The 24,017-nt window shown below is 52.6% G+C and carries 21 protein-coding genes and 3 pseudogenes; 14 read left to right on the forward strand and 10 right to left on the reverse strand.

The window, feature by feature from the left end:
* Position 1 precedes the first annotated feature (1 nt).
* The 5 genes from glnP to Electrica_RS15205 all read right to left on the reverse strand — a co-directional run bounded on the left by glnP (position 2) and on the right by Electrica_RS15205 (position 4,494).
* Positions 2-658, reverse strand: coding sequence for a glutamine ABC transporter permease GlnP (gene glnP / locus Electrica_RS15185; protein WP_131049717.1), 657 nt, complete (start codon positions 656-658; stop codon positions 2-4).
* A gap of 52 nt (positions 659-710) precedes the next feature.
* Positions 711-1,463: a glutamine ABC transporter substrate-binding protein GlnH gene (glnH, locus tag Electrica_RS15190; RefSeq protein ID WP_141964875.1), complete on the reverse strand. Its 753-nt coding sequence runs from the start codon at positions 1,461-1,463 to the stop codon at positions 711-713.
* Between the two features lie 148 nt (positions 1,464-1,611).
* Positions 1,612-2,163 (reverse strand): carboxymuconolactone decarboxylase family protein, encoded by a 552-nt coding sequence (locus tag Electrica_RS15195; RefSeq protein ID WP_142255912.1) that lies wholly within the window; start codon positions 2,161-2,163, stop codon positions 1,612-1,614.
* Positions 2,163-3,503: an aspartate aminotransferase family protein gene (locus tag Electrica_RS15200; RefSeq protein ID WP_141964876.1), complete on the reverse strand. Its 1,341-nt coding sequence runs from the start codon at positions 3,501-3,503 to the stop codon at positions 2,163-2,165. The genes Electrica_RS15195 and Electrica_RS15200 overlap by 1 nt, the downstream gene beginning before the upstream one ends.
* 130 nt (positions 3,504-3,633) lie before the next feature.
* Positions 3,634-4,494 carry a MurR/RpiR family transcriptional regulator gene (locus Electrica_RS15205; protein ID WP_142255913.1) on the reverse strand — a complete coding sequence of 287 codons (861 nt, stop codon included), beginning with the start codon at positions 4,492-4,494 and terminating at the stop codon, positions 3,634-3,636.
* 375 nt (positions 4,495-4,869) lie between these two features.
* Between Electrica_RS15205 and Electrica_RS15210 the strand changes: the two genes are divergently transcribed.
* Together Electrica_RS15210 and Electrica_RS15215 are read left to right on the forward strand one after the other, a co-directional pair.
* On the forward strand, positions 4,870-5,853 hold the full coding sequence (locus tag Electrica_RS15210; protein WP_141964877.1) for a DUF1852 domain-containing protein: 984 nt from the start codon (positions 4,870-4,872) through the stop codon (positions 5,851-5,853).
* A 27-nt stretch (positions 5,854-5,880) separates the two neighbouring features.
* Complete coding sequence (locus Electrica_RS15215; protein WP_141964878.1) at positions 5,881-6,912, forward strand: methionine synthase; 1,032 nt, start codon at positions 5,881-5,883, stop codon at positions 6,910-6,912.
* A gap of 213 nt (positions 6,913-7,125) precedes the next feature.
* Here Electrica_RS15215 and Electrica_RS15220 read toward each other — a convergent pair whose 3' ends face one another.
* Positions 7,126-7,602, reverse strand: a complete 477-nt coding sequence (locus Electrica_RS15220; protein ID WP_100684912.1) for a GNAT family N-acetyltransferase — start codon at positions 7,600-7,602, stop codon at positions 7,126-7,128.
* Between the two features lie 119 nt (positions 7,603-7,721).
* Positions 7,722-8,261 carry a DUF2058 domain-containing protein gene (locus tag Electrica_RS15225; protein WP_131049722.1) on the reverse strand — a complete coding sequence of 180 codons (540 nt, stop codon included), beginning with the start codon at positions 8,259-8,261 and terminating at the stop codon, positions 7,722-7,724.
* Between the two features lie 112 nt (positions 8,262-8,373).
* Between Electrica_RS15225 and Electrica_RS15230 the strand changes: the two are divergent.
* Positions 8,374-8,685 (forward strand): annotated as a pseudogene (locus tag Electrica_RS15230) (EamA family transporter); the annotation flags it as partial.
* A 207-nt stretch (positions 8,686-8,892) separates the two neighbouring features.
* Here Electrica_RS15230 and Electrica_RS15235 read toward each other — a convergent pair.
* The gene (locus Electrica_RS15235; RefSeq protein ID WP_141964879.1) at positions 8,893-10,437 is read right to left on the reverse strand and encodes a diguanylate cyclase; all 1,545 of its coding nucleotides are present in this window, start codon (positions 10,435-10,437) and stop codon (positions 8,893-8,895) included.
* 504 nt (positions 10,438-10,941) lie between these two features.
* Positions 10,942-11,580, reverse strand: coding sequence for a LysE family translocator (locus tag Electrica_RS15240; RefSeq protein WP_141964880.1), 639 nt, complete (start codon positions 11,578-11,580; stop codon positions 10,942-10,944).
* Positions 11,581-12,794: 1,214 nt separating this feature from the next.
* Here Electrica_RS15240 and Electrica_RS15245 point away from each other — a divergent pair.
* The 6 genes and pseudogenes from Electrica_RS15245 to Electrica_RS15270 all read left to right on the forward strand — a co-directional run.
* Positions 12,795-14,021: an MFS transporter gene (locus tag Electrica_RS15245; protein ID WP_141964881.1), complete on the forward strand. Its 1,227-nt coding sequence runs from the start codon at positions 12,795-12,797 to the stop codon at positions 14,019-14,021.
* A gap of 227 nt (positions 14,022-14,248) precedes the next feature.
* Positions 14,249-14,338, forward strand: a pseudogene (locus Electrica_RS28925) (class I SAM-dependent methyltransferase); the annotation flags it as partial.
* Positions 14,339-14,420: 82 nt separating this feature from the next.
* Entirely contained in the window at positions 14,421-15,095 is a 675-nt protein-coding gene (tnpA, locus tag Electrica_RS15255; protein WP_141964153.1) for an IS66-like element accessory protein TnpA, read from the forward strand.
* Positions 15,092-15,439 carry an IS66 family insertion sequence element accessory protein TnpB gene (gene tnpB / locus Electrica_RS15260; RefSeq protein WP_141964154.1) on the forward strand — a complete coding sequence of 116 codons (348 nt, stop codon included), beginning with the start codon at positions 15,092-15,094 and terminating at the stop codon, positions 15,437-15,439. Before tnpA ends, tnpB begins: the two co-directional genes overlap by 4 nt.
* A gap of 19 nt (positions 15,440-15,458) precedes the next feature.
* A complete protein-coding gene (tnpC, locus tag Electrica_RS15265; protein WP_141964155.1) occupies positions 15,459-17,015 on the forward strand; it encodes an IS66 family transposase in 1,557 nt (518 codons plus the stop codon).
* Positions 17,016-17,040: 25 nt separating this feature from the next.
* Positions 17,041-17,649 (forward strand): annotated as a pseudogene (locus Electrica_RS15270) (class I SAM-dependent methyltransferase); the annotation flags it as partial.
* Positions 17,650-17,899: 250 nt separating this feature from the next.
* Here Electrica_RS15270 and icd read toward each other — a convergent pair.
* On the reverse strand, positions 17,900-19,150 hold the full coding sequence (gene icd, locus Electrica_RS15275) for an NADP-dependent isocitrate dehydrogenase (protein WP_100684903.1): 1,251 nt from the start codon (positions 19,148-19,150) through the stop codon (positions 17,900-17,902).
* Between the two features lie 233 nt (positions 19,151-19,383).
* On the opposite strand from icd, the gene rluE reads away from it, so the two are divergent.
* The 5 genes from rluE to purB are packed head-to-tail and all read left to right on the forward strand — an operon-like array spanning position 19,384 to position 23,752.
* Positions 19,384-20,034, forward strand: a complete 651-nt coding sequence (gene rluE, locus Electrica_RS15280) for a 23S rRNA pseudouridine(2457) synthase RluE (protein ID WP_131050549.1) — start codon at positions 19,384-19,386, stop codon at positions 20,032-20,034.
* 20 nt (positions 20,035-20,054) lie between these two features.
* Positions 20,055-20,513, forward strand: a complete 459-nt coding sequence (locus Electrica_RS15285; RefSeq protein ID WP_100684901.1) for an NUDIX hydrolase — start codon at positions 20,055-20,057, stop codon at positions 20,511-20,513.
* 56 nt (positions 20,514-20,569) lie between these two features.
* Positions 20,570-21,676: a tRNA 2-thiouridine(34) synthase MnmA gene (mnmA, locus tag Electrica_RS15290; protein WP_141964882.1), complete on the forward strand. Its 1,107-nt coding sequence runs from the start codon at positions 20,570-20,572 to the stop codon at positions 21,674-21,676.
* Positions 21,677-21,736: 60 nt separating this feature from the next.
* Positions 21,737-22,378: a high frequency lysogenization protein HflD gene (hflD, locus tag Electrica_RS15295; protein ID WP_100684899.1), complete on the forward strand. Its 642-nt coding sequence runs from the start codon at positions 21,737-21,739 to the stop codon at positions 22,376-22,378.
* 3 nt (positions 22,379-22,381) lie between these two features.
* Positions 22,382-23,752 (forward strand): adenylosuccinate lyase, encoded by a 1,371-nt coding sequence (gene purB / locus Electrica_RS15300; protein ID WP_131050550.1) that lies wholly within the window; start codon positions 22,382-22,384, stop codon positions 23,750-23,752.
* The last annotated feature ends 265 nt before the right edge of the window (positions 23,753-24,017 follow it).

Raw genomic sequence — 24,017 nt, forward strand, 5'->3', positions numbered from 1 at the left:
CTCATAAAATGTGGATCCTTTTCTCTAGTTGCTTCAGCAGAAAACTCAGGCATAACGTCACCATCAGATAAATCAACGCCACTGCCGTCCACACTTCCAGGGCGCGAAAGTTTCCGGCAATAATTTCCTGTCCTTGCCGCGTTAACTCAGCCACACCGATAACAATGAACAACGAAGTATCTTTAATGCTGATAATCCATTGGTTACCCAGCGCTGGGATCATACGCCGCAATGCCAGAGGCATAATCACATGCCAGATGGTGCTACGTTGCGATAATCCCATTGCCAGACTGGCTTCTTTAAAGCCTTTATTGATTGATAAGATTGCGCCACGCGTTATTTCGGCGATATAGGCACCGGAGTTAATCATAATCGTCGCAATCGCGGCGGTAACCGGGTCGATACGCACAGGCAATATCATCGGCAGAGCGAAATAAATAAACATCACCTGTACCATGATCGGCGTGCCGCGAATTAACTCAACAAACACTAACGACAGCGTTTTCGCGATCCGGCCGCCAAACGCCCGGCAGGTTCCGGCGCACAAACCAATAATAAATCCACCCAACAGACCTGACAGCGAAATAATCAATGTCAGTTGCAATCCCTGCAGCAGCAGCGGCAGGGATTGCCATATATAATGACTATCAAAATTCATAATAAAACCGGCTCAGATGGAATATGGGCCGAATTGCTCCGGCCAGAAGACGTTATTTAGGCTGTTTGTCAAACCACTTCACATAAATTTTGCCGTAGGTTCCATCTGCGCGTAATGCCTCAAGCGCGGCGTTGATCTTTGGCGTCAGGCTGCTGTTTTTCTGCATCGCGAAGCCATACTGCTGTGGCAAAATGCTATCGGTTTCCCCGGTGGATTTGACTTTACCACCGCCGGCCGTCTTCACGTAATAGAGCACGTTCGGCGAGTCATGTACCACGGCGTCGAGGTTCCCTGCCTGCAGATCGAGATAGGCATTGTCGATATTCGGAAATTCAATATAGTTAGCGTTGTATTTCGATTTCATAAAGGTCGCGGCGGCGGTGCCTTGTTTAAGCCCCACTTTTTTGCCTGCCAGGTCGCTGAAGCGGGTGATGCTATTATCCCCTTTCTTCACCGCTATTAACAAATCAGCGTTATAATATCCGTCGCTAAAATCGACAACCTGTTTTCGTGCATCGGTAATGGTAATACCCGCCATTGCCACATCTAAATTACGCGATTGCAAGCCAGGAATTAACCCACTAAAATCCATGGGGCGTAACTCGTAGCTTATATTCATTTTTTTAGCAATAGCATCCCACAGGTCGATATCAAAGCCTACGTATTTATCACCTTGTTTAAATTCAAAGGGGACAAATGCCGTATCAACACCCACCGTTATTTTATCCTGCGCCGCGGCTAAAAAACTGGTGGAGCATGCGACCAGTGCCAGTGTAATTTTTAATTTGCTAATAAAAGTAGACATAATAACCCTCAACGTCGATGAGAAAGTATATAACAGAACAGATGTTGCGCCCACTGAAGGGCTAACAACCGGTGTGTGTATTCCATGACAAATTAAGCAAGCAACCTGGAGTGAAGAAAAAAGACCCTCCAGTTTGCCGGTCAATTATTTAAGCGGGAATAATCTCATCCCCGGTATCGGGCACTGGCGTCTGCGCGCCGTTCATAATCATAGAAAGTAAACTGTAATAACCATTAATGCCCATCAAATCGACCACGCCCTTTTCTCCCCAAAGCGCGATGGCGTGTTGCCAGGTATCATCGCTGATTCTTTTCTCTCGGTGCAGCTGTTGGCAGAAGTGATAAACCACCCACTCATCCGCTTGCAAATCCACCGGCAGACGGCATTCATTAATCGCCTGTACCGCCGCGGCTGAAATACCCTTCTCACGGGCAATAGGCGCATGAATCGCCCATTCCACCGGCTGGGACCAATGGCGCGCGGTCATGAGAATAGCCAGTTCAGACAACCGTTGTCCGAGCGCGCTGCGATAGCGCAGGTACTCCCCCATGCGCTGTGCATGGGCCATCAATTCGGGGCTGCGCAGCAGCGGTTCAAAGGGCGGCAACAGTGCGCCGCGGGGGCCGTTAATGATCTCCTCCGCCAGCAGGCGCTGATGTTCATCCCACTCCTGTTCGGCTAGCGGCGGTAAACGATTCATCATACTGGCCTCGCTAACTTGTGCGTCTCTTCACGAATGGCCTGATGCAGCATATCAACCACGAAATCAAGCTGCGGTTGCGTAATGATAAACGGCGGGGCTATCAGAATATGATCGCCATATTGTCCATCGATAGTTCCTCCCATCGGGTAGACCATCAGGCCACGGGACAGACAGTTGGCCTTGATTGCCGCATGCAGCTTTAATGCGGGATCGAACGGGGTTTTGTCCCCTTTGTCATAAACCAACTCCACGCCGGCAAACAGGCCACGTCCACGAGTGTCCCCGACATGCGGTAGCTCACCCAGCACATCACGCAGCGCGTTTTGTAGGTAATGACCCTGTTGTTTCACCGCATCCAGCAAGTTATCGCGCTCGATAACCTGCTGGACCGCCAATGCGGCGGCGGCGGCAGTGGCGTGACAGATGTAGGTATGTCCATGCTGGAACAGACCGCTGCCGGCCTGAAGCGCGGCGACAATCTTCTCGCTGGCCAGCACCGCGCCGATCGGCTGATATCCGCCCCCCAGGCCTTTAGCGATGGTCACCAGATCCGGGACAACCTCATCCTGCTCGAAGGCGTGCAGCGTGCCGGTACGCCCCATGCCGCACATCACTTCATCGGCAATATACAAAATGCCGTATTTATCGCACAGCTGACGCACGCCGCGCAGGTAACCCGGGGTCGGCGGGGTCGCGCCGGTTGTCGCGCCGACCACCGTTTCTGCGCAGAAACCGATAATGGTTTCCGGGCCGGCCTCGATCATTGCCTGCTCCAGTTCCAGCAGCAAACGATCGGTATACTGCTGCTGGCTCTCATTCTCGCGACGGTCGCGGTATTCATTGCAGGCGGCGACGCGAATCACGTCGATTAGCAGCGGTGCGAATTGACGACGACGCCACTCATTGCCTCCCACGGCCAATGCCCCCAACGTATTGCCATGGTAGCTCTGCTTGCGGGCCATAAATTTGGTGCGCTCCGGCTGACCGATTTCGACAAAATACTGGCGCGCCAGTTTCAATGCGGTTTCTACCGCTTCGGAGCCCCCGGAGACAAAATAGGCGTAGTTAAGGTCGCCCGGTGCCTGGCGAGTCAACTGCTCCGCCAACTGCTCAACGGTATCGCTGGTAAAGAAACTGGTATGCGCGTAGGCCAGCTGGTCGATTTGACGATGCAGGGCTGCCAGCACGTCGGGATGCCCATGCCCAAGGCATGAGACGGCGGCGCCGCCGCAGGCATCAAGATAACGTTTGCCGCTGGCATCGGTGATGTAAACACCTTGCGCGCTCGCCGCAACGGCGGGGGTGTGGCGTAAGCTGCGATGAATGATCTGACTCATGCTCTGTTCCTGCTCCTGAAAACGCTATTGCGTACTATGAGGATTATCTTGCAGGATTCATTTGAATCACGTCAACGCAATTATGATACATATGTATTTAATTTTCTTATTACAGAGACAAGTGCTTCATTTACCCGGATTTGCCGGGAATCACATAGGCGCCGGAGTCGATCAGATAGCGCTCAGCGCTCTCGATTTTGCTGACCGCCTCGTTGCCGTGACGCGCCACCAGCATCGCCAGCAGACATTCCGCCAGCCCCATACCGGAGACGACAGACGGGAAAAACGAGGGGCTGTCGATTGAAAACAGCAATGTGCACTCCGCCGCCTGAGCTAACGGGGAGACCGGTGAGTCGGTGATGGCGATAATACGGGCGCCGGCCCGCTGCGCCGCATGCAGGACATCCAGCGACTCTCGTGAATAGGGGGCAAAACTGGTAAGCAGCACACAATCGCCAGCGGTGAGTTCGCGGGTAAACAGTTCAATGTTGCTTGCCAGACCATCAATCAATGACACCTGACGGTTGAATAAACGGTAGACATAATACAACGACCAGGCAATCGGGAAGCTGGCGCGAAACCCGCAGATATAGACGTTGTCCGCCTCATCCAGTAGCGTGACGGCTCGCGGCATCGCCTGCTGATTTTCACGCCCGGTGAAGGTCAGATTGGCCTGATGCGCCTGAAAGACTTCCTCATACAGCTTCGACTGCGTATCTTTGGCAACGAGTTTTTTTGCTTTAGATACATATGTATCATTACGTAAGCCGAGATCGTCAATAAAGGCATCCTTCAGCTCTCCCCAGCCGCTAAACCCGAGACGCTGCGCCAGACGCAGCAGCGTGGCGGGCTTCACCCCGGCTTGCGCGGCGAAAGCGCGCATGGATTGCACAACCAGTATATTCACGTTTTGCAGACAAAACTCTGCGGCCCGCTGTAACTCAGGTGAAAGCGTACTGAACTGACTGACAATATTTTCTTGTGGATTCATCATGTTGGTCACCGGATTTCAGAAGCAAATATCTAAACACATTTGTGATTGAGACTCTACACTGCGGGTCGCCCCGCTCTTGCCACTCATCCGCTTAACCTGAGAGTCGCGCGCCGACCATCGGCCTTGCGCAGAGACGGCAGAGAGCAGCGGTCGCGGTTTTGAAGTGGCCCGACCGGCGACCATGAAGATACCTCATGTTGTAATGAAATTATGTCGCTTTCACTCATCCGGGGACTCTGGCATAAAATGTGTTTATTAATCAGAGACAATATGATGATTACTGAACGATAAAACCAGATAAAAAGAAAGGATATTCTGGGATTCAGGGAATAAATTCAGTCTTCATATCAGAACTTAGGGTGCAGCATCGCGATGAATAAAAATTTTACATTTGCTATCAAACGTAGTTGTTTTGACACGCATTATAACCCCGCTGAAAATACGCGAATTACAACCAACTTCGCGAATCTGGCCAGAGGGGACAACCGCGAGGAAAACTTGCGTAACACGCTGACGATGATTGACAACCGTTTTAACTCGCTGGCGTACTGGGATAACCCGAAAGGCGATCGTTATTCTGTCGAGCTGGAAATTATTTCAGTTGAGATGACACTCCATGACCAGGATCGCCGCGGCAGCTTCCCGGTGATTGAGATATTAAAAACGAATATTCTTGATAAAAAAACGCAAGAACGTATTGACGGCATCGTCGGGAATAATTTTTCTTCTTATGTACGCGATTATGATTTTAGCGTGCGGCTGTTAGAGCATAACAAACAGCAATCCCAATTTAGCATCCCGGATGGTTTTGGCGATCTGCATGGGAATATTTTTAAACATTTCGTCAATTCACACGAGTATCAGCAGAACTTTAACAAACCGCCGGTAATTTGCCTGAGCGTATCGAGCAAAGACACCTATCAGCGGACCGGAAATCAGCATCCGGTATTGGGTATTGAATATCAGCAAAATGGCTCGTCGCTGACCGAACAATATTTCGCCAAAATGGGATTAAAGGTTCGCTATTTTATGCCGCAGAATAGCGTTGCGCCGTTAGCATTTTATTTTGCTGGTGATTTGCTTAGTGATTACACTAATCTTGAGCTGATCAGCACCATCAGTACGATGGAGACGTTCCAGAAGATTTACCGGCCTGAAATTTACAATGCCAATGCTGCCGCAGGGCAATACTATCAACCGAGCCTGAATCACCAGGATCATTCATTAACCAAAATTGTTTATGATCGGGAAGAACGAAGCCAGCTGGCGATTGAGCAAGGAAAATTTACTGAAGAGCATTTCATTAAGCCTTACCAGAATATTCTTGAGAAATGGTCTGCTGGCTACGCACTTTAATTCACCGAACATACAAGGCTCCCTATTATGAAGAAATTATTACCCACATCGACGGCTGGCAGCTTACCTAAACCTTCCTGGCTGGCAGAGCCTGAGAAACTGTGGTCCCCGTGGAAATTACATAACGAAGAATTAATTGAGGGGAAAAAAGATGCGCTGAGCTTGTCCCTGTACGATCAGCTGCGTGCGGGAATTGACATTGTCAGCGATGGCGAACAAACGCGCCAGCACTTTGTCACCACCTTTATCGAACACCTCAGCGGCGTGGATTTTGAGAAACGCGAAGTGGTGAAAATTCGCAATCGCTATGAGGCGAGCGTGCCGACGGTCGTGGGTGAAGTGGCGCGTCAGAAGCCCGTTTTCGTTGAAGATGCCCGGTTTTTACGTCAGTTGACCAGACAACCGATTAAATGGGCCCTGCCAGGACCGATGACGATGATCGATACCCTCTATGATAATCACTATAAAAGCCGCGAAAAGCTGGCCTGGGAATTTGCCAAAATTCTCAATCAAGAGGCTAAAGAATTAGAGGCGGCGGGTGTCGATATTATCCAGTTTGATGAACCGGCATTTAATGTCTTTTTTGATGAGGTGAATGACTGGGGGATCGCCGCATTAGAACGAGCCATTGAAGGACTAAAATGTGAAACGGCCGTGCATATCTGCTATGGATATGGCATCAAAGCCAATACCGACTGGAAAAAGACGCTGGGGTCAGAGTGGCGTCAGTATGAAGAGGCGTTCCCGAGACTGCAAACGTCAAATATCGATATCATCTCGCTGGAGTGCCATAACTCGCATGTCCCTATGGATCTGCTTGAGCTGATTCGCGGCAAAAAGGTGATGGTGGGAGCCATTGATGTCGCCACCAATACCATTGAGACCCCGGAAGAGGTCGCCGGTACGCTACGCAAAGCCCTTGAGTTTGTCGATGCCGATAAGCTTTATCCTTCGACCAACTGCGGTATGGCACCACTGTCTCGTCAGGTCGCCAGAGGCAAGCTCAATGCGTTAAGTGCCGGCGCGGAGATTGTCCGTCGGGAGCTGCTGGCGAAATAAGCTGCGGAGTAAGCGCGCTGAACGAATGGTCCGGCTCAGGCGTTCGGAATCACTATCCAGAACCCTCGCCGGACCAAACGGCGCGCAAGGCAACCAGACTCAGGGTAAGCACAGCGACGAGACCCTGAAGAGCCGTTGGTTCACCACGCCGTTGACCGCAGCCCGGCGCTATAAACGGCTTTTAGTCGACGTCCGCGTAGCGCCGGTCGCGCGTTAACCGGTCAACGTTTTACTCATATTGATTCCCGTCACCCAAAAACCGGTGGACTGGTAGACATGGCGGGCTCGTTCATTATCCCCGGCAACGCGAAGTCGAATCTGTTCAACCCCCTGCTCACGCATCTCCTGCTCAAAAGCGCGTAGCGCCTGCGTGCCCAGCCCCTGCCCCTGGCAGGCGCTGAAGATATAAAAATCATAGATGAACACGCTTCGCGTGGCGGCATCGGGTTTGTACCAGAGATAACCGACGTGTCTGTCACGATTGTCTGCCTGGGTAAAGAGACACAGCAGAACCTGCCCGGGCGTATTCACCCCCTCCGGAAGATCCCCGGCGATTTCGCGCTTCGCTTTTGCCAGTGAATCCTCTGCGCTAAGTCGATAGTTGGCGGCGATTTCACGCGCATAATCCGCAATAAAATATTGCAGATAGGCCGGATATTCTTCTTCGCGCATGGGGCGAAACATCATCATTGATTCATCCTTACTGATTCATCCTTTGAGGGGGCGGCATTTTTTGCCGTGAGGCCAGGCGCTCATCCCCTTCACTGAGGCGGCCATTCGACGCAATACAAGACCAACGGCGAGATCAACTACCACATTAAATCATCAGGCACTTTAAAATCAGCATACGGGTCGTCTTCGTCCTGCTCTTCCTGGCTGAGCGCGCTGTGTAACACAATGCTGTCCGCATCGCGCTGCGCAATTTTATCCGCGACGTTAGCCGGAATAATCGCGTATACGCTCTCGCCGCTGCTGTCTGCCACCAAACGCGCGATCGCCAGACGGCCGCTAATCAGTTGGGACTGAACCAGCTTATCGACAAAAATCTTTTTGATGAGGTTGTTGTCGGTAAAGTTAAAGCCAATGTCCCCTTTTGCCGGCACAATTCGGTTCATTTCAATAAGCTGTTTCACCTGGGCTTTATATTCTTTGGCTAAAACAGCCTGCTTTTGCTGTTCACCGAGCTGCTTATCACGTTCGAGCTGCGCCTTTTTGTTTTCTTCCACCGCCTCTCGCGCTTCACGCGCCTGAACCCGTGATTTTTTCGCCGTTCTTTGCACTTTAGCGACCTTTTTGCTGGTCACTAACCCGGCTTTCAGCAGCTGCTCTTGTAAGGTGAGTTTTGTCATTTCGTCTCTAACCCCGTTGAGAAATTTCTGCGATTATAGCGGGAATGTCGGCGGCTGTACCAGGATTGCATCACCGCAAGATTAGCGGCCACTCTTACAGGTAGAGGACACCATGCCGGCTATGCGCGAAATACTGAAGGCCGCCATTTGGGGCGCAAGTTTTTTGTTCATGCGAATTGCCGCACCTGAATTCGGTGCGATTAACACTGCTTTTTTACGCGTCTTCTTTGGCTTTAGCGGGCTTACCGTTATTTTGTTTGTTCTTAAATCCTCATTTAATTTTGAAGGGAAGTTCAAATCATCGCTTATTTTAGGGGTAATTAATTCTGGGTTCCCTTTCCTGATGTATTGTCTTGCCGCCAGATGGTTGCAGCCACAGCTTCACTATTTTCAGCACGCCGTTCGGCCTTTCCCTGCGGCTCTCCCGGTCGACAGAGCCGCTGAAAATTGAGAATGCCGATATCTGGTTTTCGTTCCCCAGGCGACCCGGTGGCGAGAGTCATCTGCCGTTGCGCAAACCGGCTCCTGTTCCTGTCTGAAAACCGCGGCGGTAAAAATCCTGACCAGTCCCCCACCGTTAATAAAGCAAAAAAATATTCGCAACTTTAGCGCAGCAACGTCAGGCAAATGACTATTGGCGATGCTCGCTGACCACGACCCGGTTTCGTCCTTGTCGTTTGGCCTGGTATAACGCTGAATCCGCTTCCATAAGGAGTCGTTCGTAGTCGCTGGCATAATCTTTTAGCCCCGCAACACCGATCGAGACCGTAAGATGTCCGGCCTCAGTGAACTCTGTAGCCGATATGACCTGACGGATCCGCTCAGCGATCGCAGCGGACTCTGCGAGCGTGGTTTCCGACAACAGGACCACGAACTCCTCGCCACCAAAGCGGCTGATGACGTCCCCTTTGCGGCATGTCAGTTTTAATAGATCCGCGGTATGAACCAGCACGGCATCGCCAGCACTGTGCCCGAAACGATCGTTAATCGTTTTAAAATGATCGATATCGACGGCAATCGCACACTGATTTTTGAGGTTCTTGATATACGTTAATTGCTCATAGAAACCCCGTCGGTTATACAAACCCGTCAAAGGATCTGTCATCGCCTCATCACTGAGCGCGGCAAATTGTGCAGAGACTAAACGAAAGCGTTTTTCCATCGCATCTCTGAGTAGATAAGCTTCCTGATACCAGGCCCTGATGGATGATATTTTCTCCGGGGAGGTAAGACTGTCAGTGGCCTGAACCAGCCGGGCAAGCTGCGCCAGTGGTTTTGCTATCCGTAATGAAAGGAAAGCCACCCCCGTAGCAATAAAGAACAGTATAGCCAGCACCAGCCCGGAAATTTTCTTCGCAGTATTCAACAACATACTGGTTACAACCTCTGACGGCGTTGACACAATAATATTCCAGTCAGATTTCTTCAGACCCGCATAGCCAACCAAACGATCTCGCCCGACAAAAGAACCGCTTAAGTTGTTGCTCATATACGCTTTCAATTGTGGAGATAGATTGAGACGCGGGGTTGTCTTCGAGGGAGTCGTCGCGAATATCACCATGCCATCGCGATCGACAATAGTTACCGAGACATTATCTTTATAAAAGTGAAGACTAATAATATCACTTAGCATACTTTGCTTTTTCAGATAAATGCTTCCACCGAGATACCCCAGATAGTGACCATCTGACGAACGGAGTGGGTGCGAGAGCATGATTATCTCATTCCCGGCAACCGACGTGAATGGACCAGAAATCAGCGGTTGTTGAACGGCCAGAGCATTTTGGCTGGCGTCAGAATGCACTTTGAGGCCTGTCAGCGCAGGCAAGTAAGGTGAAGTGGCAATAATAACAGCCTTAGTGTCAACCACTCCGACAGAGTTAAAGACTTCTGACCTCAGCTGCAGACGCTCTATCTCATGCCTGGCCAGGGATGTATCGGTGCTATGTAGCTCTGACGCGGTCCAGGCTAATTCACGTTGCGCCATGGCCAGATATCGGTCTGTCGTATCAGCAATTTTCATCGCGTAAGCCAGGTTACTCTCAAGGAGCGAGTTTTCTATTTCTTTCTTTTGAAATAAATAGATCCCTCCAAGAAGCAGAAAAGTTGTCAGGATAACCCCCCCTGACGAGAAAGCAATAAGCAGGGGGAGGAGAAACGGTTTTTTTTGAAACATTTTTCACCTGTATTACAGAAGATCCTGGCAACTTGCCTTCACTTTTCCGTCAGGAAAGTTATCTTGCGTAGCCAGCGCAACTCTCAATGGATTTCCCTTTTGACAGGATTTTCATTTCTGCTGTTTTGACGTCATATACAACATTCACGTGTCCATGTGGGGATGTGGGGATGTGGGGATGATAGCAAATACCTGAGCAGGTATTGTCAGCGCACCTGTTTTCTTCGTGCTTTTGATATTGCCGTTTTCCTGGTCATCAACCGTCGCTCCTCCGGCGCTACATTATACGTTGGTTTACCCGCTTTAATAAATTCCAGCGTCACGGCATACTCCAGGGAATGGGGCCGGGAACGCTATCGCCCGTCATTTCTCCAGGTAAATGGTCCAATACGCCGCCCCACACTGCCGGGATATCCCCTCGTGGTGGTCAAAAGGATTTACGCCCTGGGTTATCAGCGAAAATGTCCATGTTAACGACGCCATAAGGAATAAGGCAGCAGAGGTTCAGATATAAGGATGCAGGGCGGAAATGATAAGGCCAGCTGCAAAACACATGAACACTATCCCGCCGGTTTTATTGAGTTTACTGAAGAGATTACCGGCAGACATCTTCATCTTTACGGCGTGGGCGAAAAGCCCGTAAAGCGAGTGGATGGCGATCACTAAAAGACAGAAAATACCCGCCAGTATCGAAAACTGAGCAACGAATGGCTGCTGCGGGTGAATAAATTGCGGGAACAGCGCCATAAAGAAGACAATAGGTTTGGGATTGAGCAGAGAAACCAGCAGTCCCTGGCGGAAACGTTGACTCGCCGGCGGTACGACATCGGTTCCCGCGGTGACCGCGCGATTGTTCAGCACAGGGGGGACCGAGCGGAATAATTTGCTCCCCAGGTAGATCAGGTAAGCGGCCCCGGTAACTTTCACCGCCAGCAGCGCCAGCTGGGAGGTGGTGATGATCGCTCCGACACTGCTGGCCGCAACGATCGCTATCACCCCCATTCCGGCGGCCACACCGATGATCCCGGCCATGGCATGACGCAAGCTATAGTTCAGTGTGTTCGTCAGGGTAAACAACACGCCCGGCCCGGGGGTGGCGATGGTCAGGCTGGCGATAAGCATATAAAAAGCGATCTGCTGCATAAAAGTACATCCTGTCAGGAACAGGGGGCGCAGCTGCACCCCGGTAAGATCTGCGGAAATTATCGCGATCTCGTTGGTCGGCAAATAAGATACGGTCTGACAGGCGTTCATTCGCGTAATAACTGGCCCACAGGCGCCAGGTCATCTTTTTCAGAACTATTCATGATAAAAACACGGCAATGAATAAACTTAAATTTACTTTATAGTAACGTTTTATTCTTGTCACCAGGTTTTAACAAAACCTTATACATCAATGAATTAAATAAAATTTAATTCACACATTGAACTAATTGCAGGAGTTTTAATCACCAAAAGTGACGATGAAGTCTATTTTAACACCAGAAATGATATATACCCGGAGTTTTGCTATCGCATTTTATGCCATAAAAATTAATACATTAAGAAAAAATCACTAAATTTAATCCTTAAATGGCAACATAGTAGAAAAACACTCTGAATTACTCTCTTCAGCCTGTACGCTCGCGATCGTGCCATCGATGAGGTCAGGATGACCGTTAATATCCGCCATATTGGGTGCTGAATGGGCTGGAGTCCGGATGACGTCCAGCGGTGTGGCTATACTCGTTGATACTGAGCAGGCAGGCACGGAGGCTGGATGACATGGGAAAGAGAATAACCGGGAAACGAGCTGGCTTCAGATTCATGTTATTCCTGTTGAACTTTATGCTATGGCCACCGTAAGCTCTCAATAACCGTTTAATTTAAAACCCCTGTCAGTGAATAATTTATCTATTTTATTATTAATAATAAAATAGATAATTAAATCTGTTGCACCAGGGCAGGAAAAATTTGCTCCCGGACGGTGCAGGCGCGCCATGAATAGCGGGTTAAATCCGCTTTTTTTATGGCATCCTTCTTGCTTTATTTATTGCTCAGGTAATCGAGAAGCCATAAATACAGCGTTCTGACGACGCGAATAGCGGACGGAAGCTTAAATCATGACCACAAAAATCTTTCACGATGAGAAAGCGGCCCGCCGAAAACCGTTATTTGAACCGCTTCACTTTGCTCTACCCTGCCCATCCCCTGAGACTTCTGCTCAGGAGCAGCCGCTTGCTTACGGCGGGTTTTACTGTCAGTTGATAAAAACAATACCCGGTGCCCCGGCATCAGCCAGGAATAGTCAGAGTAGCGTTTAACGGCTGCGCCTTGCGCTTTACTTCCGTTCAGTTCATCCCTGTAGGAGGGGCATCATGCGATACATTCCGGGCCGCATCCCCGTCATCCTTGCGGTCAGTAATCTGTTTTTTACCTGCGCTGTCTCTGTTGATCTGACCATCGCCACTCTGGTGGGCTATCAGCTGGCGCCGTCTGATGAACTGGCGACAGTGCCATTTGCGCTCATCACTGTCGCCGGCGCGTTCTCGAGTCTGTTTGCGGCCAGCATGATTGGCCGGGGAAACGAAAAACTCGCGTTTATCCTGGGATCGGTATGCGGTACAGCGGGCGGATTATTGTCTTTTCTCGCCGTGCTGAAGGGCAGTTTTTTACTTTTTTGCACCGGCTGCTTTCTTGTCGGCGTCTATCAGGCTTTCAGCCAGTACTATCGTCTGGTTGCCGCCGATCACTCCCCGCCGGAAGTGAAGGGGCAGTCTATCTCTCTGGTCATGATTGGCGGCGTTGTGGCGGCAATCCTCGGGCCGCTGTTGACGATTATTGCGCGGGATGTCCCCGGGCTACCTCGCTTTGCCGGTGTTTATCTCGTTGTGGCAATGCTGGGTATTCTGTCTGCGCTTAATCTGGCCCTGTTCCTCGATCGAGAAAAAAAAGATCCCCCTGCCCCGGACAGCGCCGCGCCTCCGCCAGGGTCACCGACCAGTCGGCAGTTAATGAAACGTGCGGATTACCGTACGGCCTGGCTTCACCTGGTCGTGGGCTCCTTCGTGATGCTTTTTCTTATGACGGCGGCCCCTCTCTCCGTGACGCACCACCATTCAATGAATGAGGGCGCGCTGGTTATTCAGCTGCATCTGCTGGGGATGTATGTCCCTTCACTGTTTACCGGTCTGCTGATACGAAAAGTGGGTATCACCGCTCTGTTATATACCGGGATCGCGCTCAACATATCAGCCATCGCGGTTAACCTGAGCGGGGAAACGATGCTGGCATACAGCTTAAGTCTGCTGCTGGTGGGGATCGGATGGAACTTTATGTTTGTCGGTGGCTCTACGCTGCTCAGTCTCTCTTATCGGGATCATGAGCGAAAAAAAGCACAAGGTCTGGCCGAAACCAGCCGCTTTATTTTCTCCGCGATCGCCACCTCAGGGGCCGGCGTGATGCTGGCAGTTGTGGGCTGGAAGGCGCTGGGCCTGATGATGTTACCTGTTTTACTGATCTGCCTGGTATCCACCTGGCAGTATGGTCATGCTCTGAGGAAAGATGGCGCTATCGCCTCACCTGCTGCTGAAGACGGTTCTTAACCCCGCGCACTCCGGCCGGATGTTACCTCTGCGCCATCATTGAATACCGGTCAGTTTTTTGCGCAAGGAATACGCGGACGCTACGAGCGGAAAATAATACAGGTGTGCCGGATGCAGCCCTGTTATTGCATGCTGCGCAGGCTATTTTCGCTACACAAACGCTTCATCCCATACCCTATGGCGTATAAACTGGCGCCTATGGTCGCTGGCAAAAAGGCATTTTCACTATGAATCCCTATGAACAAGCGTATCGGCAACTGCGGGCTAATGGCGCTACCGCCTGGGCTGGAGAAGGTTATCTCAGGGCCAAAAAACAGGTAAGCGCCCCATCTGCGACGTCTTGTGAAAATTGTCCTGTCTGGCAACAATCGCGCCCATCTATTTTGATGGACACGAACGATGAATTCCCAGACAACAAAAGATATTCCCTGCTTCCGTTCTTATTTGCCTGATGCCCTGCGTTTAAGATTTGAAGATAAACTGACCATCCGGGCCATCGCTCAGCGCCTCGGTCTCAGTCATTCCACAATACATACGCTTTTTCAGCGCTTTATTGCATCCGGTATCGCATGGCCATTGCCCGATTCAGTCTCATTCGCTCAGCTTGACGCCATCCTTTATGCCAACAGAAAAAATGAATCCACTCGCCCTGAAATCAGCGAGGAAAAATGGCGAAAAGAACGGCGAGCCAGCTACAGCCGTGAATTTAAGGTCAGTCTGGCTAAGCAGGCATTACAACCCGGTGCTGTTGTTGCCCGGATCGCCAGAGAGCACGATATCAATGATAACCTGCTGTTTAAATGGAAAAGCCAGTACGAGGACGGCTTACTGAGCGATGATGATATACAGGAATGCATGCCTGTCCCGGTGGCACTGACTGATACGCCAGAGCCGATCAGACCAGTTACAAATCCCTTCTGGCGTAACAAGCCTGATGAGTGCCCTGAGTGCGATCCCGAAAACGTCCCACGGTGCGAGCTGCATCTTAAATCAGGTGTGGTAAAACTGTTTGACCCTCTCACTCCGGAACTGTTACGGGCGCTAATCCGCGAAATGAAAGGCGGTGCCCGATGATAACTCTGCCAACCGGTACCAGAATCTGGATCATCGCTGGCGTCACAGATATGCGTTGTGGCTTCAACGGGCTGGCTTCGAAGGTGCAGAATACGCTGAAAGATGACCCGTTCTCCGGGCATATCTTCGTCTTCCGGGGCCGCAGTGGCAAAATGGTGAAAATACTGTGGGCCGATCGTGACGGGTTGTGCCTGTTCGCCAAACGCCTCGAGCAGGGCCGCTTCGTGTGGCCGGTGACCCGCGACGGGAAAGTGCATCTGACACCCGCCCAGTTGTCCATGCTTCTGGAGGGGATCGCGTGGCAACATCCAAAACGGACGGAACGGCCTGGTATACGGATATAACCCGTGATAAAACAGGGGAATGAACAACACACTCCCCGACGACATCGAGCAACTGAAGGCCCTGCTGATCGCACAGCAGGCGGTTATCGTCCGTCTGTCCGGTGAAATAACCGGCTATGCCCGCGAGATCGACTCACTCAGGGCGCTGGTCGCTAAACTGCAGAGAATGTTGTTCGGCCGCAGCAGCGAGAAAAACCGCGAGAAGATAGAAAAGAAGATCGCGCAGGCAGAAAAGCGCATAACCGAGCTCCAGAACAGGCTTGGCGAGGCGCAGTCGCAACTCACCTCAATGGCCGGAGATACGGGATCAAAAACATCAGACACTCCCGCCCGCAAAGCGCTTCCGGTAACACTCCCCCGTGACAGGCGGGTTATCTCCCCGGCAGAAACCGAATGCCCGGTCTGCAGCGGCAAACTAAAACCGCTGGGGGAAAGCATCTCTGAACAGCTGGATATCATCAACACTGCGTTCAGGGTAATCGAAACGGTCCGCCCAAAACTGGCCTGCAGTCGGTGCGACTGCATCGTGCAGGCACCACTGCCACCAAAACCCATCGAGCGCAGTTACGCCAGTCCGGCTCTGCTGGCACGCATTATCATGGCGAAGTTCGCTGAACACCTGCCGCTGTATCGTCAGTCGGAAATCTACGCCCGGCAGGGCGTGGAGCTGAGCCGCAATACGATGGGGCGCTGGGTTGACATTATGGGAGAACAACTTCGTCCGCTGTATGATGAACTGAACCACTATGTGCTGATGCCGGGTAAAGTGCATGCAGACGACACGCCGGTGAGTGTACTGGAGCCTGGTCAGGGTAAAACCCGTACCGGGCGGCTGTGGGTCTATGTTCGTGACGATCGTAACGCCGGCTCAACCATGCCGGCTGCCGTGTGGTTCTCCTACTCTCCCGACCGCAAAGGTATCCATCCACAGCAACATCTGGCGGACTACAGTGGTATCCTGCAGGCCGATGCCTACGCGGGTTACAACGCTCTTTATGAAAGCGGGCGGGTAACCGAAGCGGCCTGTATGGCACATGCCCGACGCAAGCTCCACGATGTTCACGTTCGCCATCCAACGGCGGTAACAGCAGAGGCGCTGAACCGTATCGGGGCGCTGTACGCCATCGAATCGGAGATCCGCGGTAGTCCGGCAGAAGAGCGACTGACAGCCAGGAAAGCCAGAAGTGTTCCGCTGATGCAGTCGCTGTACGACTGGATACAACAGCAGATGGGCACGCTGTCGCGTCACTCAGATACGGCGAAAGCGTTCGCATACCTGCTGAAACAATGGGATGCACTGAACGAATACTGCCGCAATGGCTGGGTGGAGATCGACAATAATCTGTGCGAAAACGCACTTCGAGTGGTGGCGCTGGGACGGCGTAACTACATGTTCTTCGGCTCTGATAGTGGTGGTGACAGTGCGGCAGTGATGTACAGCCTGCTCGGAAGCTGCAAACTCAACGGCATCGAGCCGGAGGCCTGGCTGCACCACGTGATCAGTGTCATCAATACCTGGCCTGCCAACCGCGTGAAAGATCTGTTGCCCTGGAACGTCACCCTCTCTGTAAACTAATTTTTACCCCACGTCCTTCACGAGGCGCTTACAAAAACAGCAGGAGCAGATCTTTCACTGGCTCAACTTACATCACCACCTTCCTCGTCCCGGCGCGCCGGTACTTGAATTGGGGTGTGGGAACGGAGCCATGGCCGCGCAGTATCTTGCCGAACAGGGATTTGCTGTGTGGGGGATAGATTTATCAGAAACCGCCATCAGATGGGCAGAAGAGCGTTTTCAGCGCATCGGTCTTTCAGCACACTTTCTTGTCGGTCATGTCGGTGATATCCACCAATGTCAGGATGCCGCGTTTGAGCTCATTATTGATGGCAGTTGTTTGCATTGCCTGATTGATGATGCCCGCAGCCGCTGCTTTGCGGAGGTGAGAAGATTGCTCAAACCCGGAGGACGATTTGTCGTCGGCTCGATGTGTGGAACCCCTCGTTACGCGGAAGACAGAGCGGCATATCATGCCGCGAAGCAGCATTTACTCAAAAATGGTCAGCCCTGGCGAACGCTGAGACCACTCCCGGCCTTAATCAATGAGCTCAAGGAGGCGCAATTCGATGTGCTTGCGACCCGCGTGAACAGCAACCCATGGTGGGATCATGCCACTCTGGTATGTTCAGTGAACCGGTCTGCGGCGGATTGAGCCTTCCGATCGCGTCAGCCATTTGCCAGCGACGTCGGTTTCCCTGGCGAGAGAAGCCGACAGCCCCGGCGTCCCCCACTGACATTACATGCCCTGATGCCCGCGGCAAGGGATGGACAAGAGAGGCTTTATGAGGATTTTCGGAATGAGGTTTTGAGAACCTGAGTTGATAAAATATTGATAACCATTCAAAAACTAATAAAAAACGGGAACTGTTAAGCTCCCGTTATTGTTTAACCCAGAGACTGGATTACATGTTCGCGATAATTGCGTCGCCAAACTCGCTACATTTCAGCAGTTTAGCGCCTTCCATCAGACGTTCAAAGTCATAGGTCACGGTCTTGGCGGCGATGGCGCCTTCGGTGCCTTTAACGATCAGGTCTGCGGCTTCGAACCACTGCATGTGGCGCAGCATCATCTCAGCGGACAGAATAATAGAACCCGGGTTCACCTTATCCTGACCAGCATATTTCGGCGCTGTACCGTGGGTCGCTTCGAACAACGCGCATTCGTCACCGATGTTCGCACCCGGCGCGATACCGATACCGCCAACCTGGGCTGCCAGCGCATCAGAGATGTAGTCGCCGTTCAGGTTCATACAGGCAATGACGTCATACTCCGCCGGACGCAGCAGGATCTGCTGCAGGAAGGCATCGGCGATCACGTCTTTAATGATGATTTCTTTACCGGTGTTCGGGTTTTTAACTTTCTGCCACGGGCCGCCGTCAATCAGCTCGCCACCGAACTCTTCGCGGATCAGCTGGTAGCCCCAGTCTTTAAACGCGCCTTCGGTGAACTTCATGATGTTGCCTTTGTGTACCAGGGTCAGCGAATCGCGATCGTTGGTGATAACGTATTCCATAGCCGCGCGAACCAGGCGCTTGGTGCCTTCTTCAGAGCACGGCTTGATACCGATACCGCAATGTTCCGGGAAGCGAATTTTTTTCACGCCCATCTCATCACGCAGGAATTTGATCACTTTTTCTGCTTCAGCAGAGTCCGCTTTCCACTCGATGCCCGCATAGATGTCTTCGGAGTTTTCACGGAAGATAACCATGTCGGTCAGCTCCGGGTGTTTAACCGGGCTCGGAGTACCCTGGTAATAACGAACCGGGCGCAGGCAGACGTAGAGGTCCAGCTCCTGGCGCAGCGCAACGTTCAGGGAACGAATACCGCCGCCAACTGGCGTCGTCAGAGGGCCTTTGATAGCAACACGATAGTCACGAATCAGATCAAGAGTTTCGGCAGGCAGCCAGACGTCCTGGCCATACACCTGGGTCGATTTTTCGCCGGTGTAAATTTCCATCCAGGAAATTTTACGCTCGCCGTTATAGGCTTTCTCAACGGCGGCATCGACCACTTTCAGCATCGCCGGAGTCACGTCAACACCGATACCATCACCCTCGATGAACGGGATGATCGGGTTGTCAGGGACATTCAGTTTGCCATCTTGCAGGGTGATTTTTTGACCTTCCGCCGGAACTACTACTTTGCTTTCCATTAACCTCTCCTTCGAGCGCTTCTGGTTCTGCTCTTCCTTTTCACACTAACCGAGCGTTGGCTTTATCCGCCCACTCCGCCACCGGGTCATCCCGCTAACCGGAGATTCGCGTCCGTGCCGCCTTCTTGTAGCGCGAATCAGTTTGAGCAATATTTTTGTTAAAAAATTGTGATGAGCATGTCAATACTACCTGAATGTTTGCGTCCATGAAAGGCATTCGTAATTAGGCTATAATGCGGCAATTGTCAGGATCTGAAAATACCATGCAGAAAACTTCATTTAGAAAACATCGCGTTGAGCGATTCAGCTCACAACAAGACGCCAGACAACGCAAAGAACACGCGCCAAAACGCGTGATCTTGTTTAATAAACCCTATGATGTGTTGCCGCAGTTTACGGACGAAGCCGGACGCAGCACGCTGAAAGATTTTATTTCCATCTCCGGGGTCTACGCGGCGGGTCGTCTTGACCGCGATAGCGAAGGATTACTGGTGCTGACCAACGATGGCGCACTACAGGCCACGCTGACCCAGCCCGGCAAGCGCACCGGTAAAATTTACTATGTTCAGGTCGAAGGCCAGCCAACAGAAGACGCATTAACCGCGCTACGCACTGGCGTCACGCTCAATGATGGCCCTACTCTGCCCGCCGGCATTGAACGGGTGGCAGAACCTGCCTGGCTGTGGCCGCGCAATCCGCCTATCCGCGAACGCAAATCCATTCCCACCAGCTGGCTAAAAATCACCCTTTATGAAGGGCGCAACCGTCAGGTGCGACGCATGACCGCCCACGTCGGTTATCCCACGCTGCGGCTTATTCGTTACGCCATGGGCGGCTATACTCTCGACGGACTGGCCAACGGCGAGTGGCGCCAGGTCGGCTAATCACACAAGGAACGGGAAGTATGTTTAAACCGCACGTCACCGTCGCCTGCGTCGTACACGCGAAAGACAAATTTCTGATCGTTGAGGAAACCATCAACGGCAAAGCGCTGTGGAATCAGCCGGCAGGACACCTCGAAGCAGATGAAACGCTGGCGCAGGCCGCCGAGCGAGAGCTGTGGGAAGAGACCGGCATTCGCGCCACGCCCCAGCATTTTATTCGCATGCACCAGTGGATTGCGCCAGACAATACGCCGTTTTTACGCTTTCTGTTCGCCATCGAACTTAACGATACGTGCGCCACGCAACCGCATGACAGCGATATCGACCGCTGTCTGTGGCTGAGTGCGCAACAGATCCTGACGGCGCCAAATCTGCGCTCTCAACTGGTTGCCGAAAGCATCCGCAGCTATCAACAGGACCCGCGCTATCCGCTGTCATTAATTGGCGCGTTTAACTGGCCGCTCCTGGGGGGTGCCTGAGCCGCTCGTGCGTGCTAGAATATGCCGCCTTGAAGTTCAATGTGGTGAATATTCCAATGTCAGAAAGCCAAAAAAAAGTGATCGTCGGCATGTCCGGCGGCGTCGACTCCTCTGTTTCTGCCTGGTTGCTGCTTCAGCAAGGTTATAAGGTAGAAGGCCTGTTCATGAAGAACTGGGAGGAAGACGATGGTGAGGAATACTGCACCGCTGCTGCCGACCTCGCCGACGCGCAAGCCGTCTGCGATAAGCTCGGGATTGAGCTTCATACCGTTAACTTTGCCGCAGAATACTGGGACAACGTGTTTGAACTGTTCCTGGCCGAATACAAAGCCGGGCGTACGCCGAACCCGGACATTCTGTGCAACAAAGAGATCAAATTTAAAGCCTTCCTTGAGTTCGCGGCAGAAGATCTGGGCGCCGACTATATTGCCACCGGCCACTACGTGCGCCGTGCCGATGTCAATGGTAAAAGCCAGCTGCTGCGCGGTCTCGACGGCAACAAAGATCAAAGCTACTTCCTGTACACCCTCGGCCATGAGCAGATTGCCCAGAGCCTGTTCCCGGTTGGCGAGCTGGAAAAGCCGCAGGTGCGCAAGATAGCGGAAGATCTCGACCTGATCACCGCGAAGAAAAAAGACTCTACCGGGATCTGCTTTATCGGCGAACGTAAATTCCGCGAGTTCCTCGGCCGTTACCTTCCTGCTCAGCCGGGCAAAATTGTCACCGTTGACGGCGACGAAATCGGCGAACATCAGGGTCTGATGTATCATACCCTTGGCCAGCGTAAAGGCCTCGGCATCGGCGGCACCAAAGAAGGCAGCGAAGACCCGTGGTACGTTGTTGATAAAGACGTCGAAAGCAATATTCTGGTTGTGGCTCAAGGGCACGACCACCCGCGTCTGATGTCCAGAGGGCTGATTGCCCAACAGTTGCACTGGGTCGATCGCGAGCCGGTTAAAGGTACTCTGCGCTGCACGGTGAAGACCCGCTATCGCCAGACCGATATTCCGTGCACCGTAAACGCGCTGGATGACGAACGCATCGAAGTGCTTTTTGATGAACCGGTTGCGGCAGTGACGCCGGGCCAGTCGGCGGTCTTCTATCTTGGCGAAGTGTGCCTCGGCGGCGGCGTGATCGAGCAGCGTCTGCCGCTGCAGTCCTGACAGACAGTTTTTTACCGCCGGTGAGGCAAAATCCTCGCCGACGGTTTACAAGGAGTAGGTGTGGCGAAGAATTATTATGACATCACGTTGGCGCTGGCGGGCATCTGCCAGGCCGCCCGTCTGGTTCAGCAACTGGCGCACCAGGGCCATTGCGACGGCGATGCCCTGCACGTTTCGCTGAACAGCATCATCGATCTCAACCCGGATTCAACGCTGGCGGTGTTCGGTGGCAGTGAAGCCAATCTTCGCCTCGGGCTGGAAACCCTGCTCGGCGTACTCAACAGCGGCAGTCGTCAGGGCCTCAATGCCGAGCTGACCCGCTACACGTTAAGCCTGATGGTGCTTGAGCGTAAGCTTGACGGGAGCAAAGGGGCGATGGATACCCTCGGCAACCGTATTGCCGGCCTGCGCCGTCAGCTGGAACATTTCGATTTGCAATCGGAAACCCTGCTCAGCGCCATGGCGGGCATCTATGTTGACGTCATCAGCCCACTGGGCCCGCGTATTCAGGTGACCGGCTCACCGGCCGTGTTGCAGAGTCCGCAGGTTCAGGCCAAAGTTCGCGCCTCCCTGCTGGCAGGCATTCGCGCCGCCGTGCTCTGGCACCAGGTGGGCGGCGGGCGCATGCAGCTCATGTTTTCTCGTAATCGTCTGGTTAACCAGGCCAAACAAATTCTTGCTCATTTAACCCCGGAGTTGTGATCTATGGAATTATCCTCACTGACCGCCGTTTCCCCTGTCGATGGACGCTACGGCGATAAAGTCAGCGCGCTGCGCGGTATCTTCAGCGAATTCGGTTTGCTGAAATTCCGTGTACAAGTCGAAGTACGTTGGCTGCAAAAGTTAGCCGCGCACGCAGCGATCAAGGAAGTTCCTGCTTTTGCTGCCGACGCAAACGGTTTCCTTGATAAAATCGTTGCCGACTTCAGCGTTGAAGATGCGCAGCGCATCAAAACCATCGAGCGTACCACTAACCACGATGTCAAAGCGGTAGAGTATTTCCTCAAGGAAAAAGTGGCCGATATCGCTGAACTGCACGCGGTATCTGAATTCATCCACTTCGCCTGCACCTCCGAAGATATTAATAACCTTTCCCACGCGCTGATGCTGAAAACCGCGCGCGATGAGGTGGTTCTGCCGTACTGGCGCAAGCTTATCGACGCGGTGAAAGACCTGGCGGTTCAGTATCGCGATGTGCCGCTGCTGTCCCGAACTCACGGTCAGCCGGCCACGCCGTCCACCATGGGTAAAGAGATGGCTAACGTCGCTTACCGTATGGAGCGTCAGTATCGTCAGCTGAACCAGGTGGAAATTCTGGGCAAAATCAACGGCGCGGTGGGTAACTATAACGCCCACATCGCGGCCTATCCGGAAGTGGACTGGCACCAGTTCAGCGAAGAGTTCGTCACCTCGCTGGGCATCCAGTGGAACCCGTACACCACGCAGATTGAGCCGCATGACTATATTGCCGAGCTGTTCGACTGCATCGCGCGCTTCAACACCATCCTGATCGACTTCGATCGCGACGTGTGGGGCTATATCGCCCTCAACCATTTCAAGCAGAAAACGATCGCCGGCGAAATCGGTTCCTCCACCATGCCGCATAAAGTGAACCCGATCGATTTTGAGAACTCCGAAGGTAACCTCGGCCTGGCCAACGCCATGATGCAGCATCTGGCGAGCAAACTGCCGGTTTCCCGCTGGCAGCGCGACCTGACGGACTCCACCGTCCTGCGTAACCTCGGCGTAGGCGTCGGCTATGCGCTGATTGCTTACCAGTCGACCCTTAAAGGCGTCAGCAAGCTGGAGCTGAACGGCGATCGCCTGCTGGACGAGCTGGATCATAACTGGGAAGTGCTGGCTGAGCCGATCCAGACCGTGATGCGCCGCTACGGCATCGAAAAACCGTACGAGAAGCTCAAAGAGCTGACCCGCGGCAAGCGCGTGGATGCGCAAGGGATGCAGCAGTTTATCGACAGTCTGCCGCTGCCGGAAGACGAGAAGGTTCGTCTGAAAGCCATGACCCCGGCTAACTATATCGGCCGCGCCACCACCATGGTTGATGAACTGAAGTAAGCGCCTGGCCTCGCCTTCCAGCCGGAATCAGCGAGGAGTGCGTGAATACCGATAAACAGATGGCCGGGAATCATTCCGGCCATTCATTCGCCAGAGCGTCGTCAGGGCGATAAATGCCCCGCCACACGCCTGAGTTCGCTTTTTTCCTCGCATCACCCATTGAAGCGCCGTTTTATCCGCGCCATGTTCGCCAGGCTGGAAACATGAGGATAAACTTGCCAATATATGTCCACGATATGCCCCTTCTCTTGCCGGACACATATCG

The organism is Klebsiella electrica, from assembly GCF_006711645.1.
Classification (GTDB): domain Bacteria; phylum Pseudomonadota; class Gammaproteobacteria; order Enterobacterales; family Enterobacteriaceae; genus Klebsiella; species Klebsiella electrica.